Annotated in this window: 11 protein-coding genes; 6 read left to right on the top strand and 5 right to left on the bottom strand. The window is 69.6% G+C overall.

The genetic code is table 11. The features are described 5' to 3' along the window. Nucleotides 1–779: hypothetical protein (locus tag NON22_RS11245; protein ID WP_257387025.1), on the top strand; the 779-nt coding region annotated here is incomplete at its 5' end. A gap of 293 nt (nt 780–1,072) precedes the next feature. On the opposite strand, the gene NON22_RS11250 is transcribed toward NON22_RS11245, so the two are convergent. After that, nucleotides 1,073–3,532 (bottom strand): CehA/McbA family metallohydrolase, encoded by a 2,460-nt coding sequence (locus tag NON22_RS11250; protein WP_257387026.1) that lies wholly within the window; start codon nt 3,530–3,532, stop codon nt 1,073–1,075. Between the two features lie 537 nt (nt 3,533–4,069). Further along, nucleotides 4,070–5,350 (bottom strand): peptidase MATCAP family protein, encoded by a 1,281-nt coding sequence (locus tag NON22_RS11255; protein ID WP_257387027.1) that lies wholly within the window; start codon nt 5,348–5,350, stop codon nt 4,070–4,072. Between the two features lie 153 nt (nt 5,351–5,503). On the opposite strand from NON22_RS11255, the gene NON22_RS11260 reads away from it, so the two are divergent. The 3 genes from NON22_RS11260 to NON22_RS11270 all read left to right on the top strand — a co-directional run bounded on the left by NON22_RS11260 (nt 5,504) and on the right by NON22_RS11270 (nt 8,713). Next, nucleotides 5,504–6,190 (top strand): fumarylacetoacetate hydrolase family protein, encoded by a 687-nt coding sequence (locus tag NON22_RS11260; RefSeq protein WP_257387034.1) that lies wholly within the window; start codon nt 5,504–5,506, stop codon nt 6,188–6,190. 153 nt (nt 6,191–6,343) lie between these two features. Continuing rightward, a complete protein-coding gene (gene mscL / locus NON22_RS11265; protein WP_257387028.1) occupies nt 6,344–6,748 on the top strand; it encodes a large-conductance mechanosensitive channel protein MscL in 405 nt (134 codons plus the stop codon). A 129-nt stretch (nt 6,749–6,877) separates the two neighbouring features. Beyond that, nucleotides 6,878–8,713 carry a S1 family peptidase gene (locus tag NON22_RS11270; protein WP_257387029.1) on the top strand — a complete coding sequence of 612 codons (1,836 nt, stop codon included), beginning with the start codon at nt 6,878–6,880 and terminating at the stop codon, nt 8,711–8,713. A gap of 126 nt (nt 8,714–8,839) precedes the next feature. Here NON22_RS11270 and NON22_RS11275 read toward each other — a convergent pair whose 3' ends face one another. After that, nucleotides 8,840–11,014, bottom strand: a complete 2,175-nt coding sequence (locus tag NON22_RS11275; RefSeq protein ID WP_257387030.1) for a sialidase family protein — start codon at nt 11,012–11,014, stop codon at nt 8,840–8,842. 210 nt (nt 11,015–11,224) lie between these two features. Here NON22_RS11275 and NON22_RS11280 point away from each other — a divergent pair, with 210 nt between their 5' ends. Then, nucleotides 11,225–12,646 (top strand): M28 family peptidase, encoded by a 1,422-nt coding sequence (locus tag NON22_RS11280; RefSeq protein WP_257387035.1) that lies wholly within the window; start codon nt 11,225–11,227, stop codon nt 12,644–12,646. A gap of 206 nt (nt 12,647–12,852) precedes the next feature. Next, a complete protein-coding gene (locus tag NON22_RS11285; RefSeq protein WP_257387031.1) occupies nt 12,853–13,374 on the top strand; it encodes a hypothetical protein in 522 nt (173 codons plus the stop codon). Between the two features lie 229 nt (nt 13,375–13,603). Here the strand turns inward: NON22_RS11285 and NON22_RS11290 are convergent, their stop codons facing one another. Both NON22_RS11290 and NON22_RS11295 read right to left on the bottom strand, forming a co-directional pair. Beyond that, nucleotides 13,604–13,996 carry a VOC family protein gene (locus NON22_RS11290; RefSeq protein WP_257387032.1) on the bottom strand — a complete coding sequence of 131 codons (393 nt, stop codon included), beginning with the start codon at nt 13,994–13,996 and terminating at the stop codon, nt 13,604–13,606. Further along, nucleotides 13,993–14,813: TrmH family RNA methyltransferase (locus tag NON22_RS11295; RefSeq protein ID WP_257387033.1), on the bottom strand; the 821-nt coding region annotated here is incomplete at its 5' end. The genes NON22_RS11290 and NON22_RS11295, both read right to left, overlap by 4 nt.

Here is a 14,813-nt window from a genome sequence, read left to right on the forward strand (position 1 = left end):
CGGCCGGGCTGCCGCCACCCGCACGACCCGCGGCGCAGGCGTCCTGGTCGCCGCTGCTCGACAGCCTGCGCGAGCGTGCCGAGAACGGCGACGCCGCAGCGGCGAACGAATGGCTGCAGCGCGATGCGCGCTGTTTCGCGATGATGCCGCTGACCCCCGATGCCGGCGCGGTCCTGCCGACCCCGGGCTTCGTGCGCGCGTCGCTCGGCGGCCGCTCGCGCCTGAGCGCGCTCGATCCCGACGTGCTGTCGGCCGCCGCGATCGATGACGAGGCCGAGCGCCGCACACGGCTCGGCGCCGTGCAGCAGCGCCTGCTCGACGAGTGTCGCGGCTACGTGCCGCAGTCGCAGCAGGTGCGCTATGCGCTCGGCGAGATCGCCGCGCGCCTCGGCAGCGACAAGGACTTCTGGCGCTTCATCGACGACCCGCCGTTCGCGCCGGGCTACAGCCGCGACGTGGAACAGGCTCTCGACTGGGCGCGCCGTGCGCCCGGCATGGTCTACGAACGCGCCGTCGGCGGCGATGCCGAGGCGGCCTATGCGCTCGGCGTGGCCTACGCGATCGACCGCTCGCGCGAATTCGGCGCCGAGGGCTCGCACGGCCTGCTCGCCGCGGCGATCGACAACGACCCGCTGCAGGCCTACCGCTGGCTCAGCGTCTACCTGCGCAGCCAACAATCCGACCCGGAACAGGCCAACCGCGCCCGCGCGCTGCTCAACCGCCTCGGCGCGGACCTCAGTGCGGATCAACGCGCGGAGGCCGAGCGGTGGGTGCCTTGAGGGCTGGGAATCGGGAATGGAGAATCGGGAATCGGAACGGCGATGCGCAGTCGCATTGCGTACGTCGGCGCAACTGAGCGGCAACCGCGGAAAAGCCCTCTCCCCAAGCTCGGAACCGCGCTTGGGGGAGAGGTTGGGAGAGGGGAAAACATCGCTGACCCGACGTACGGTTTTCGCTTCATCCATCCGTCGTAGCGGCGAGCCGCGAATGCTGCCCCATCGCTTCTACGATTCCCGATTCCCGATTCCCGCCGCGGAGAGAAAGGCGCCGCGCGCCTTTCTCTCCGCGGCCATCACTGCGTCACCAGACTCACGTCGTCGACGAGGAACGACGTCGCCACCTGCGAGCCTTCCACGCCCTTGAAATAGACGCGAACGGTCTGGCCCTTGTACGCGCTGACGTCGAAGGTCTTCTGGCTGTAGCCACCCGGCGCCTGCAGGTTGGAATAGGTCGCCAAGGTGGCGACAACGGCGTTGCTGCCGTTACGCAGCTCGACGGTGAGCGTGTCCCAGGCCTGCGTCGTCGAGGTCTCGTCGGTAGTCACGTCGAGCCAGAACGACAAGGTGGCCTGGGTCGCCGCGGCCGGGATCGCGACCGACTGGTAGATCGTGTCGGTATGCGCGCTGCCGTAGCCGTTGAGCCAGGCCTTCCAGCTGCCGGCATGGGCGGCCGCGCTGCTGGAGCTCGTGATCACGCCCGACGTCGCGGTCCAGGAACCGCTGCCCGACTCGAACCCGCCGTTGACGATGCGCTGCACCGGCGTCGTGCCGTTGCCGACAGTGAAGCTCACGGCCGCCGAGTCGCCGCTGTTGCCGGCCGCGTCGAACGCGCGCGCGACGAGGCTGTGGCTGCCGTTGGCGAGACCCGTCGAGTCCAGGCCCAGCGCATACGGCGCGCTGCTGTCGCTGCCCTTGAGCGTGCCGTCGACGAGGAAGTCCACGCGCGTGACGCCGACGTTGTCCGACGCGGTCGCGTTCAGGGTGATCGTGCCGCTGCTGCCCGTGACGCTCGCGCTGGCCGTCGGCCGCGTCGTGTCGCCGCCGCCGCTGCCCTGGTTCACCCAGACCGGCGCCGACCAGAGGATCTTGCCGTCGTCCTGGGTCACCTTGGCGTAGTAGAAATGCGCGCCGGCGGCCGGCGTGATCGTCACGTTCGCGCTCGTCGCGAGCTGGGTCACCGTGCCGTTGCGGCCCGGCACGCCCTCGTAGATGCGCACGGTCGAGGCGCTGCGGCCGGCGCCGTTCGCGAAGTTGACGACGAGGTTCAGGCTGCCGGCGTTGTCGAAGCGTTCGCCCATCAGGCGGCCGTTCGCGGTCAGGATCAGCTGCGAGTTCTTGTCCATCGTGGCGAACACGCGGCGCGCCTTCAGCGCGGCGACGAAGCTCGCTTCGGTCAGCGCCGTGCCGGTCGGCAGCAGCACGCCGGTGCGGTTCGTGTACGAGGCGCCCCAGTTCGCGCAGTGGTTGTCCTGATTGCTCGTCGGCGCGATGTGGAAGCCGCGTTCGAGCAGCTTGTTGAACGCGCTCTCGTAGGTGCTGCGGCCGGTCTCGCTCTCGGTCGTGTTGGACGAGAACGCCGACGTGTTGAGGATTTCCGCGGCGACCATGACTTCATCGCCGTCGGCGCTGTAGCCCATGACGGTGCCGCCGACGGGGAACTGGTCGGACGTGTCCGGATGGTTGAACTGGCCGATCCAGCCGCGGCTGCGCATGGTCGTATACAAAGCAGCATAGTTGCTCTTGGGCGTCGACAGGTCGCCGATCAGCTGACCCGAGCCGTTGGTTTCCCAGTTCGCGAGCAGATTGCCGTTGACGATGTTCAGATGGCCGCCGCCGGAGATCACCCCCCATTCCATACCGTAGAGCGCGAGGAAGCCCGGATTGGCCGCGCTGAAAGTGCTCGCGGCGCTGCGCCCGGCCGCATAGCGGTTGTGCGCGACGGTCGGGCTGGCCGAGGTGTTCGTCGACGAGGACCCGTCGAAGTAATGGTTGTGCTCCGAGGTCATCAGGAAATCCAGACCGCGGTTGCGCGCATACGGGAACGCGTCGGCCGGACCGTACTGGCCGCTCTGCGCCGGCTGCGACGAGGAGCACGAAGCGATCGCGCCGCCGCCGTCGGAGTCGTTGGTCTGGCTGTGCAGGTTGCCGAAGTAGACCGTGTACGGCAGCGCGCCGGTCGCCGGCACGCTCTTGACCATCTCGCCGGCCGCGCCGACGGCAAGGCCGTCGAACTTCGGCATGGCCGGCCGCGCCGGCGCGCCGAGCTCGATTTCCCATTGCTGCTCGATCACGTGTTCGGCCGTCGCGAGCGCCTGGTCGACGCGCTGCGGCAGCTCGCCGGGCAGAGTGCGCAGCAGCAGCGGCTCGCCGGTCGCGGCCTGCAGGATCACGCGATAGTGGCCGGTCGCCAGCGCGCGCTGCGCCGGGTCGCGGCCGTCCCAGGGCACGTGCACGTCGACGGGCTTGCCGTAGAACGGCGCCTCGCCGTACCAGGACTGGATCGTGCGGCCGCCGTCGTCCTCGATGCGCAGGCGCCAGGCCACGGTGGCCGGATCGTCGGCGTCCGGATAGCTGAAATGCAGCACGAATTCGCGCGCGTCGCCGTTTTCGCCGCGGTAAGGCGCTTCGAGCGTCGCCTCGAATTCGTGATGGTCCGGACTCGCCGCCCAGGCGGCGCCGTTGACGGCAGCGATCGACAGCACGCCGAACGCCGCGCTCAGGGCCCCCGCCCCGAAACGCTTGCTCTTGCCCATGTTGCTCCCTCCCCAAGCGCCGGATGGCGCGAAATCGCGAAGGTATAGCGGCCGGCTGTTGCAGCCGGGTGTCACGCCGACGACGGTGCGCGCGGAGCGCTGCAGCACGCCGGCAGCCCGACGGCCGCCGCCCGGAGAGGACGGTGGGATCGCGCACGACCGGCGGCCCGCGGACGGCCGCGAGCCGTGAAGAAAACGGGCAAAAGCGCGCGCACCTTACGCAGGCGGCAGCGGACGTTTCGTGACGCAATCGGCGCTGCGGGACAGAACTGTCGCAGCGATGCGGCGGCGGGAAAGGAACAGCCGGGCGATGCGGCCGCAGGGGCGGAAGCGACACGGCAACCATCCTGGTCGCCGTGTCCGGGCCCATGCGCAGCTCTCGGACTGCGCCTGCTCCCCCTGGTAATCGGGCGGCCGCGAACATGATCGGCCGCAAGGGCCGCGCAAGACTAGCCGCCCCCTACCCCGCGCGCCACGGCAGTCACATTTGTTTGCAGTTGGCGCCGGCGGCGGTCCCGGTGCCGGCGCGGACCTGGCCTAGACGCCGAGCACGAGGTCGTCGGCTTCGACCGCGGCGATGCGGATGTGATTGGCGAACAGCGAGAACGCGAGCATGCCGGCGAGGCCGTTCGCGCGCTGCACCCAGGGCGGCAGATACAGCGGCTCGGCGATGTAGCCCGACGCGAAGTACGGCTCCAGCGCGATCACGTCGTGCAGCGCCATCTTGCCGGCGAACAGCGCGCGCGACAGGTTGAGCCGGCGGTTCTTCAGGGTCCAGCGGAAGAAGGTGTGCACGGTCAGCAGGCCGTGCAGATAGACGTTGTCCTTCGTGAACGCCGCGCCGCCCTGCACCGGCACGCCACGGAACACGCGCTGGGCCGACGAGAAGCTGTCGGCCTCGGTCTGGCCGGCGTCGAGGAAATACTTGAATACGTCGATGAAGTCGGCGCCGCACAGCGCCATGTCGATCGCGACGATGCGCAGCGAGATGCGCTTCATGCGCTCGATGTCGATGGAGCCCGACATCAGCTCGGCGAACACGGCCAGGCCTTCCTGGGTCGCGGTCACGCGCGGCGAGGAACGGCCCAGCGATTTCAGATGCGGCTGCTCGCGGCCGTTGAGGCCGGTCAGCGAATGCACGAAGGCCTCGTGCTCGAGCAGCTGGTGGCGGTCGTACTCGGTGAAGCAGGTGGCCGAACGCAGGCGGATGCGCGTCGGTCCGGCCGCCGCCTTGGCGATCAGGTCCGGATCGATCTCGACCTGGATCTTGTGCGAGTGGAAGAAGCCGTCGAGCTGGGCCTGCAGGTCCGCCTGCAGGGTCTCGGCCGGAATGCAGTAGTCGGCGTCGCTCGCAAGGATTTCCTGATCGAGCTCGCCGGCCAGGCCGATGAAATGCCGCGCCGCATCGAGGTTGGTCTGCTCCGAGCCCGGCAGGCGCTCGCCGGGCTGGCCGTAAAGACGGATGGAATGCCCGGTGACGGCCTCGGTGCCGACCGACTGCAGCAGCTCGGTCGCGATGCGCCAGGACTCGGCGCTGCGGCGCAGGTAGTCGCCGACCGGATGGCCCGCGTCGGCTTCGCGGACGATCGCGGCGAGCTCCTCGGCTTCCTCGCGCAGGTCCGGCGGCTCGTAGCGCACCTCGGGCAGGCTGTGGAAGCCGCGCTGCCAGTTGTTCAGAAAGCGCTGCTGCGCCGAGGCCGGCCAGCTGACGACCTGCAGCAGGCGTATGCCGCGGATCGCGGCGACCAGGCGCGCGTCGAGCGCGGTACAGCGTTGCAGGGCGCGGGCTTCGACGGCATCGGCGGCGACGGCGTTCATGCGGCGGACTATAGCGCGCCGCCGCGGCGGATGGCCGGTCGCGCGCCGGCCCGACGGCTCCCGCGCGGCGCAGCGAAACCGGCTTGGCAAACGCTTCGCCGCGCCCTTAACGTGACGGACCGCATTCCAGCGATTCCCAAGGTCGAGGTCGTCATGAGCTTCGTGTTTCCCGCCGCACCGGTCGCCAGCGTCCCGGTGCTCGACAGCGAGCAGCGTTTCCCGGTGCACCGCATCTACTGCGTCGGCCGCAACTACGCCGATCACGCCAAGGAGATGGGCGCCGTCGTGGACCGCAGCCGGCCCACGTTCTTCCTGAAGCCCGCCGATGCGGTCGTGACCGACGGCCGCGACGTGCCGTATCCGAGCGCGACGGCCGATCTGCATCACGAAGTCGAGATGGTCGTCGCGCTGCGCTCCGGCGGCCGCGACATTCCGGTCGACACGGCGCTCGATCACGTCTACGCCTACGGCGTCGGCCTCGACCTGACCCGCCGCGACCTGCAGGCCGAGGCCAAGGCCAAGAGCCTGCCCTGGGACGTCGCGAAGGCTTTCGACGCGTCTGCGCCCGTGTCGGCTCTGCGTCCGGTCGCCGCCGGCGCGCATCCGGAGCACGCGACCCTGTCGCTGCTCGTCAACGGCGAGCCGCGCCAGAACGCCGACATCGGCGAGATGGCGTTCAGCGTGGCCGAGATCATCCACGAGCTGTCCCAGCTGTTCGAGCTCGCGGCCGGCGACCTGATCTTCACCGGCACGCCGGCCGGCGTCGCCGCGCTGGTCCGCGGCGACGAGTTCGAGGCCTCCCTCGGCGGCGTCGCGAGCCTGCGCGGCCGCATCGTCTGAAGAAGTACGCTGCCGCACGGCCACAGGGTGCAGCGCATCACGGGCGCGCTGTAAACATCGCCACGCGGCGGCTGTTCACTCCGGTCCGCTTCGGTTACAACAGCCGCGCGGCAGGGGGCCGCGATTTCCAGCGCAGTCACCAGGAGATGAAACATGGGCTTCTTCAGCGAGTTCAAGGCATTCGCGATGCGCGGCAACGTCATCGACCTCGCGGTCGGCGTCGTCATCGGCGCGGCGTTCGGCAAGATCGTCACGTCGCTCGTCGACCAGATGATCATGCCGCCGATAGGACTGCTGGTCGGCGGCGTGGATTTCTCGGCCTACAAATGGGTGCTGCAGGCCGCCGGTCCCGACGGCAAGGGCGAAGTCGCGGTCCAGTTCGGCGCGTTCCTCAACACCGTCATCCAGTTCGCGATCGTCGCGTTCGCGATCTTCCTCGTCGTCAAGCTCATGAACCGCCTCGTCAAGAAGACCGAGGAAGCGCCGGCGCCGCCGCCGGCCGACGTGGTGCTGCTGACCGAGATCCGCGACCTGCTCAAGAGCAATCCGCCGCGCTGATCCACCGCCGCCCGGCGGCGCGGCCTACGGCACGGCCGCCGCGGCGCCTGAGAGAAGCGGCGCCTGGCCGGCAGTCTCGTAACACGGAACCTGGGTTCCGCTGCCTGCGAGACGAAAATGCCGGAGAACATGCCGCCACCCGCCCGGAAACCTGCACAGCCGCACGAGACGGCAGCGGATGCATTGCGCAGCGGCCGCTGGCCGGGTGCCGGCGAATGGGTGCTGCCGGCCGCGGTACGCCTGCTTTGCGAACGCATCGAGCGCGCGCCGGACCCGCTGACCGCATCGCAGGCACGCAGGGCGGCCGCGCTGCTGAACGAGCGGCTCTGCTACGAACTGACGCTCCGCCTCGCCGGCAGCTGGAACCGCGGTCCGCGCTTCGACCTGGTGCTGGCCCGGCGCCAGGTCCAGGCCCTCATCGGCCTGGAGCAGCTCGACGAGGCCGAAGAGCTGATCAACGCCGCGCTCACGCGCGCCTCCGCCCCGCAACAGAACCCGGACGAGACCACGCGCGAAAACGAGAAGCGCGAGCTCCTGGGTCTGCGGGCGCGCATCGCCAAGGACCGCTACGTGCGGGAGTACGAACGCGGCAGCGCGGCAGAAGCCGAGCACGACCAGGTTGCCGAGGCGGTGCTGCTGACCCAGGCGCTGAACTACTACCGCGCGCTGTACAAGGCGGACAGCGGCGCTTGGTGGCCCGGCGTCAACGCCATCGCCTTGCTCGCACGGCAAACGCGCGAACGGGGCGGCGGGCAGCCGCCTGCCGATGCCGTCGAACTCGCACTGTCCCTGGTCGGTGAGCTCAAACACCGGCTGGAGCGCCACCGGGCGCAGCGGGAACAGCTCGACGACGATTGGCGCAGCCTCAGCCGCAACGGCGGCACGCCGACCGGCTTGCAGGCCGCGGAAAGCCGCTGGGCGGACGTCGACGCGGAACTGCCCTGGCTGCTCGCGTCGCTGTCCGAATGCTGCCTGGCTTTGCCCGGGTACTGCAGGGAGGCCGAGCTCTGGCTGTACCGCTTCCTGCTGCATCCGCGCACGCAGCCGTTCCACCTGGCGAGCCATGCGCGCCAGCTGCGAGAAATCTGGCAGGCCCGCCCGGATCCGCAGAGCCGCTACTGCCCGTCGCGTCTGCTCACCATTCTCGATCGCCGCCACAGCGAAGCCACCCGCAGCATCGTCCTGGACGCCGGCCAGGCCGAACGTCTGCAGCGCGACGGCGCTCTCGAAAAGGACTTTTCCGGCGAAAACCAGTTCTCGCTGTATACCTTGGGAAAGATGGCGGCGGCCTGCGCCTCGATCGGCAGCGTCAGCCGCGCCAGCGACGGCCGCGCGCGGGGCACCGGCTTTCTGCTCGACCAGCGGGTCTTCTGGCCGGAGCTGCCGAGCGAGCCGGTGTTCGTGACCAACGCCCACGTCATCAGCGAATCCGTCGACGAGGCGCTGCGGCCGTCGGAGGCGCGCATCAGCTTCGAGGTCGCCGCCGCGGCGCTGGAATCGCGCCGGACCTATCGTGTCGAGAAGATCCTGTTTCATTCCGAACCCGGCCAGCTCGGCGAGCTGCTGCCGACCTGCGACGCGCTGGACATCTGCATCGTGCGGCTGAGCCCCAGTCCCGTCGGCATGAGCGGGCTGAAGATCGCCGAAGGAATGCCGCCGCGCGGCCCGTACACCCGCGCCTACGTCGTCGGCCACCCCCGGGGCCGTCCGCTGCAGATTTCACTCCACGACAGCCGGCTGCTCGACTACGACGAGCTGCCGCGCCTTATCCACTACCGTACGCCGACCGAGCCCGGCAGCTCCGGCAGCCCGGTGTTCGACGAACACTGGGACGTCATCGGCGTGCATCACGCCGGCTGCGAGCACACGCCGCGACTGGACTGCAAGGGCACCTACGAAGCCAACGAAGGCATCGCGCTGGCCGCGCTGCGCCGACAGATCGAACAGAAGGGCAGTCCGCCCTAGACCGCCTCCGCGCAGCAACCTGCGCGGGACCGAATCGGCCCCGTGTAGAGCGCCGGACTGCGCCGTCGATCTCGAGCACCGTATCGGCGCTCGCGAGGCATCGGTACGGACGAACCGGAGCCGGCTTCAGTCTTCGAGATTCGCGACGAAAATCTTGTCGGACGGCGCACGCAACGCATAGACGCCGGTGTCCGTCGTCATGACCAGACGCGCCTGGTCGTGCTCGTCCCAGGTCAGGTCGTAAATCTCGCCGCCCGGCGCATCGTCGGCCACGGAGAGCCACGTCGAACCGCCATCTTCGCTGCGATAGATGCAAGCCGAGCGGAACCCGAGGCCGCTGCCCACCGCGTAGACGACGTCCGGCGCCGAGCGGTCGACCTGCAGATCCCGCACGTCGCAACCGGCCAGCTCGGGTCCGCTCGGGAACCAGTTCGCGCCGCCGTCCAGGGTCTTGTATATCCGCGTCGCGTTGCCGGGCTGCACGGTCGAGGCCCATACCACCCCCGATCGGCGCGGATGCGCGACCACAGCATGGACATCCTGCGCCGTCTGCGTCGATGCCCCTTTCAGCGGCAAGCCGTTGCTGCGGTGCTGCCAGTGGAGCCCGCCGTCCGTACTGCGGAACACGCCGCTTTGCAACGAACCCGAAACGATGACGTTGTCCCAATCCACAGCATCGCTGAGCGCGCCGAGGTAGATGACGCCGTCAGCGACGTCGAAACCCAGATCCCACGGAAAGATCGCCTCGCGCACGATGCCGTTGTCCGTGGCCAACGGAAGACCGTTGTCGCCGCTGCTCCAGTCGTCGCCGCGCTGCATGCCCTTGGCGACACGCCAGCCCTCGCGCGAGGCGAGCGCAAACACCGTATTCAGCGGCCCCTGCCGGCAGTAGCCGCGCGCCGGCGGCTGCGCGCACGAACGCGGATCGATCTGCAGCTTGCGGATGAGACCGATGTTGCCGACCGTCGACGTGCCACTGGTCGGCAAGCCGGCGCCCAGCGGCGCCTGCCAGGAGATGCCGCCGTCGCTGCTGCGGAACAACCCGCTGTTGATCGGCTGGAAATTCTGCGTGAGGTACTGTCCGCCGGCATAGACCGTCATCGCGTCCGGGATCGCCGCCGCGGTCGTGTCTGCGGCGAGCGTGCGCACATAGCGCAGTTGGCCGGTCAGATCGATCTGCCAGTGCGCGCCGGCGTCACGCGTGGAGAACAACGGCGCGTCCTCGAGCGCGCTGGAAGACCAATAGCCCGCAAGCAGGCGCTGCGGATGGCCCGGAACGATCGCGACGCCGCGGAACTGGCGAGAACTCAGACCCGCATTGCTCGCGACCCATCCCGACGCCGCCGAGTCCGAGGCGCGCACACCCACGACGCTGCCGGTGGCCAGGGCGCGGTATCCGCCGACGCCATCGGCGACAGCGGCCAGATCCGTGAATCCCGAGCCGGACGTCGGAAGGCCGGCATCGCAAGACTCGGAGCCGGCAAGAAAGTCCTGCGATTTCGCACAGCGCGTGGCGCTCATTGCAATGACTTCGTGTCCGGCGATCGGCGCCACCGCCAGCAGGTAAGCGTTGACAGCCGACGCCGTCCAAGCCTGTCCGCCGTTGCTGCTGACGTGGACGCGGCCGTTGAGTACCGCAACGAGATTTCCGTTCGGCTGGAAGACAATGCTGGAACCGCTGCCGATCACCGGAACTCCGCTGGCTCCGTTCCAGCTCGTGCCGCCGTCGCCGCTGCGCAGCAGGGTAGTGCCGTTGATCGAGCCCGTCGTGCCGTAGCCCATGCCGGCGAATACGTTCTGCGGGTTCTGCGGATCCACCGCCAGCGTGTCGATGGTGCGGTTGTTGTAGCCGAGATAGGCGATCGCGACGAAGCTCTCGCCGCTGTCGGAGCTGCGGTAGACGTAGCCGTCGCCCGGCGCGATCAGCAGGTCCGTCGTACTGGCCGGAATGTCCGCCATCGCAATGCGGCCGCGGCCGAAGGGCGCGGCCGCCAGCGATATCGCATAGCCGGTCGGGCTCCAGCTCGCGGCTGAGTCGTCGCTGCGCATCAGCCGTCCGTCGAAATCGATCAGATACAGCCGACCAGGCTGGTCCGGATCCGCACTGATACCCAGCCCCATGCGTGCTTTTGCTTGCAGCCCCACCGAGGCGGAACGCCAGCTGCGCCCGGCATCCGAAGAAACGTACAGGCCGTATCCGGCCGCATAGATCCGGCCCGGAACATTGGGGTCAGCCAGCAGGTAGCCCACATAGCCGCCGTCGGGCCCGACGCTGGTCCACCGCTGTGCCGGCGCGGCCATGGAAAGGACCAGCAGACCTGCAGCACAGACTGCTCTCGCAAAACACTTCACGGACTTCCCCTGATACCGGCAATGCGCGACGGCCCGAAGTATAGCCGGGCACCGCGCGCGACACCTTGTCCGGCCCGCCAGCCATGACTAGCGTCCTAGATCCTCCCCGCGCCACGCGTGGCAGCATTGGCGCTTTGCCCACGGAGCCGACCCATGCTGCTGCGCGCCCTGCCCTGCGCCCTGTTCGCCCTGCTCTCGGCCGGCGCGAGCGCCGCGACCATCACCACCGTTCCCGAAGCCGCGGTCAAGCAGGCCGTCGCGCTGCGCGAGCAGGCGCTGAAGGACGGCCAGGCCTATGCGCTGCTGGAATCGCTGACCACAGAAGTCGGGCCGCGACTGGCCGGCGGCGTCAACGACCAGAAGGCGCGCGACTGGGCCGTGGCCCGGTTCCAGGCGCTCGGCTACGACAAGGTCTGGACCGAGCCAGTGACCTATCCGAAGTGGGTGAGGCGCAGCGAGAGCGCCGCGCTGATCGCGCCGTTCGCGCAGAAGCTCGCGGTGACCGCTCTGGGCTATTCGCCGGCTACGCCCAAGGGCGGCCTCAGCGCGCCCGTCGTGCTGTTCGACAGCCTCGATGCGCTGAAGGCCGCGTCGAGTGCCGACGTCAAAGGCAAGATCGTCTTCGTCAACGCGCGCATGAAGGCGTATCGGGACGGTCACGACTACGGCATCGGCTCGGCCGTGCGCAGCCGCGGACCGGCCATCGCCGCGGAGCTCGGCGCCGCCGCGTTCGTGCTGCGCTCGGCCGGCACCGACAATCACCGCCTGCCGCATACCGGCGTGACGCAGTGGGCCGAAGGCGGCAAGCGCATTCCGGCCGCGGCCGTGTCGGCGCCCGACGCCGACCTCATCGCCGCGGCCGCGCGCCGCGGCCGGCCCGTGCAGATGAAGCTGCAGCTCGACTGCGGCATCGAAGGCGAATACACCGGCGCGAACGTCATCGCGGAGATCCGCGGCCGCGAGAAGCCCGACGAAGTCGTCGTCATGGGTGGCCACCTGGATTCCTGGGACCTCGGCACCGGCGCGATCGACGACGGCGCCGGCGTCGCGATCGGCATGGCCGCCGGCAAGCTGATCGGCGACCTGCCGCAGCCGCCGAAGCGCACGATCCGCGTCGTCGCGTTCGCCAACGAGGAAGCCGGCCTGTTCGGCGGCAAGGCCTACGCGGCCGCGCACAAGCACGAAGTCGCCCAGCACGTGCTCGGTTCCGAATCGGATTTCGGCGCCGACCGCATCTGGCGCCTCAACGCCACCGTCAAACCGGAGGCGCTGCCGGCCATCGACGCGATGATGCAGGTACTCGCGCCGCTCGGCGTCGAGCGCGGCAGCGGGCGCGGCAACGGCGGCCCGGACCTGAGCCCCATCCACGCCGAGGGAATGGCCTCGCTGAGCCTGACCAACGACGGCACGCGCTACTTCGACATCCACCACAGCGCCGACGACACCCTGGACAAGGTCGACCCGGAACAGATCGCCCAGAACGTCGCAGTCTACGTGAGCTGGGCCTACATGGCGGCCGAGGCGGACGGCGACTTCGGCTCGGCGCCGGGCGCGTTCAGGCAGGCCGGCGGGGAGGACTGAGGGCGGCCGATTGACGCCCGGCATTCCGGCATAGCAGTCTATCCCTTCATGTCGTGTTGTCATCGTCCTGCCGCAAGGCGGGTGTCGCGGGGATGCCGGCCTTCTTCCGATGCTGGCTCCGGATCTTTGGGTCAACATTGGGGAAGCACATGAAGAAGAGCATGTTCAGCCGGATTGCCGTTGCCGGGGCATTTGCAGCGAGTGCGATGAGCTTCGGCGCTTCGACGGCCTATGCCGCCGTCGTCTGCGCGACGCCGGCCATCGCCGTCCCGCAGAATATCGACGGCGTCTACATCAACCTGGTCACGGGCGCGACGGGCACGACGGGATCGGGAACGACCGGTTGGGATTTCAATCCCTACGCCAGCTCGTCGAGCACCCTGCTGTCGTTCAACGCCGCGACGGGCGCGGGCTACCTGTCCTCGGGCGGCGTGATCAGCGCGCTGGCCTCCGGCGCGACGATCGACGGATCGGGCACCTACCTGACCGGCATCCAGACGTCGGCGACGGCGATGGGAACCTACCGGGCCGGCGTCACGAGCGCGACCTACCTCGGCTTCCGGCTCACGGAAGGCGGCAACACCTACTACGGCTGGATCGGCCTGACGACGACGGGTCCGAACGGATTCCCCGCGACGTTGAATAACTACTGCTACGAAAACACGCCGAACACCGCGATCACGGCCGGCAGCACGCCGGTTTCGCTGCAGCGGTTCTCGGTCGACTGAGCCGGCGCGGAAACGCATCTCGCGCGGCGGGCATTCCAGGCCGGAATGTCCGTCGCGCCGCACCGGATGATGCCGCCGGCGAGCGACCGTTCGCGCGGTCCGTTCCCGATGAGCCTTCTCCCGCGCCGAATCCGCGGGATTTTTTTCGTTCCGCACGAAACGGCGCTGATTCCGTCCTGCGCCGTGCGGCCGCACGTCCCACGTTGCCGTGCGGCGCGCTCCCGCACGATCACCGCGACGTCCGCTGCAGCAGATCCCACTTGTTGCCGCAGAGATCGCGGAACACGACGACCTTGCCGTAGGCCTCTTCGCGCGGCGTTTCAAGGAATTCGACGCCGTGCGACCGCATGTGGGCGAACTGTGCGTCGAAGTCGTCGGTCTCGAGGAACAGGAACACCCGCCCGCCGCCCTGGTTGCCGATCTGCGCCTGCTGTTCGGCGCCGATCGCGCGCGCAAGCAGCAGGCCTGCGCCGCCGCCGCGCGGCGCGACGACGACCCAGCGCTTGCCGCCGCCGCGGTCGGTGTCCTCGACGAGGGCGAAGCGCAGCGCCGCCGTGAAGAACGCGATGGCCGCGTCGTAGTCGCGCACGAGCAGCGCGACGAGGCCCAGGCGCGCGCTCATCGCGCGAAATGCCGGCGGTAGTGCTCGGCGAACAGCACGGCCGCGCTGGCCGCGATGTTCAGGCTTTCGACGGCACCGGTGCCCGGAATCGTCAGGCGGCGGTCGGCCGCGTCGATCAGCGCGGCGCTCATGCCTTCGCCTTCGGCGCCGAACACGTAGGCCACGCGCGCCGGCAGCGCATCGGCGAACACCGGGACGCCGCCGCGCGGCACGGTCGCGGCGATCGCGAAGCCGGCGGCGCGCAGCTGCGCGAGCAGGTCTTCTCCGGGCTGCGGCCGCGCGAGTGCGACGGCCTCGGCGCCGCCTTCTGCGACGCGGCAGGCCGCGCCCGACAGGGTCAGGCCCGAGTCCGGCGGCAGCACCACGCCGGCTACGCCGAAGTTGGCCGCGCTGCGCAGCAGCGCGCCGAAATTGTGCGGGTTGCCGACGCCGTCGAGCAGCACGAGCACGGCCGGCGCCGGGGCCGGCGGCAGCTGCGCGAGCAGCGCGGCGAGGCTCAGCGGCGGCTCGCGCCGCATTTCGAGGCAGATGCCTTCGTGGTGCTGGCTGGCCGTGAGCTTGGCCAGGTCGGCGTTCTCGACGACGCGGTAGCCGAGCCGCTGCTGCACGCACCAGGCCAGCAGCTGTCGGAACTGCGGAATGCGTTCCTCGGTGAGATAGGCCTTGCGCAGATCCTGCGGCCGGCGCGCGAATGCGGCGAGGCAGGCATTGATGCCGAACAGGCGCAGCTCTTCCTGGCGCTGCTGCAGCTCGGGCCGCGGCGCGGCCGGGTCGGCTGCGCCGCCGGGCCGGCGCGGCGCGGCTTCGCCGGCGGAAC

Origin of the sequence: Tahibacter caeni (assembly GCF_024609805.1) — a bacterium.
GTDB lineage: Bacteria > Pseudomonadota > Gammaproteobacteria > Xanthomonadales > Rhodanobacteraceae > Tahibacter > Tahibacter caeni.

Coding starts and splice junctions, on each gene's coding strand:
- NON22_RS11250 (WP_257387026.1), bottom strand. CDS start 3,532: ATGGGCAAGAGCAAGCGTTTCGGGGCGGGGGCCCTGAGCGCGGCGTTC.
- NON22_RS11255 (WP_257387027.1), bottom strand. CDS start 5,350: ATGAACGCCGTCGCCGCCGATGCCGTCGAAGCCCGCGCCCTGCAACGC.
- NON22_RS11260 (WP_257387034.1), top strand. CDS start 5,504: ATGAGCTTCGTGTTTCCCGCCGCACCGGTCGCCAGCGTCCCGGTGCTC.
- mscL (WP_257387028.1), top strand. CDS start 6,344: ATGGGCTTCTTCAGCGAGTTCAAGGCATTCGCGATGCGCGGCAACGTC.
- NON22_RS11270 (WP_257387029.1), top strand. CDS start 6,878: ATGCCGCCACCCGCCCGGAAACCTGCACAGCCGCACGAGACGGCAGCG.
- NON22_RS11275 (WP_257387030.1), bottom strand. CDS start 11,014: ATGGCCGCGCCGGCACAGCGGTGGACCAGCGTCGGGCCCGACGGCGGC.
- NON22_RS11285 (WP_257387031.1), top strand. CDS start 12,853: ATGAGCTTCGGCGCTTCGACGGCCTATGCCGCCGTCGTCTGCGCGACG.
- NON22_RS11290 (WP_257387032.1), bottom strand. CDS start 13,996: ATGAGCGCGCGCCTGGGCCTCGTCGCGCTGCTCGTGCGCGACTACGAC.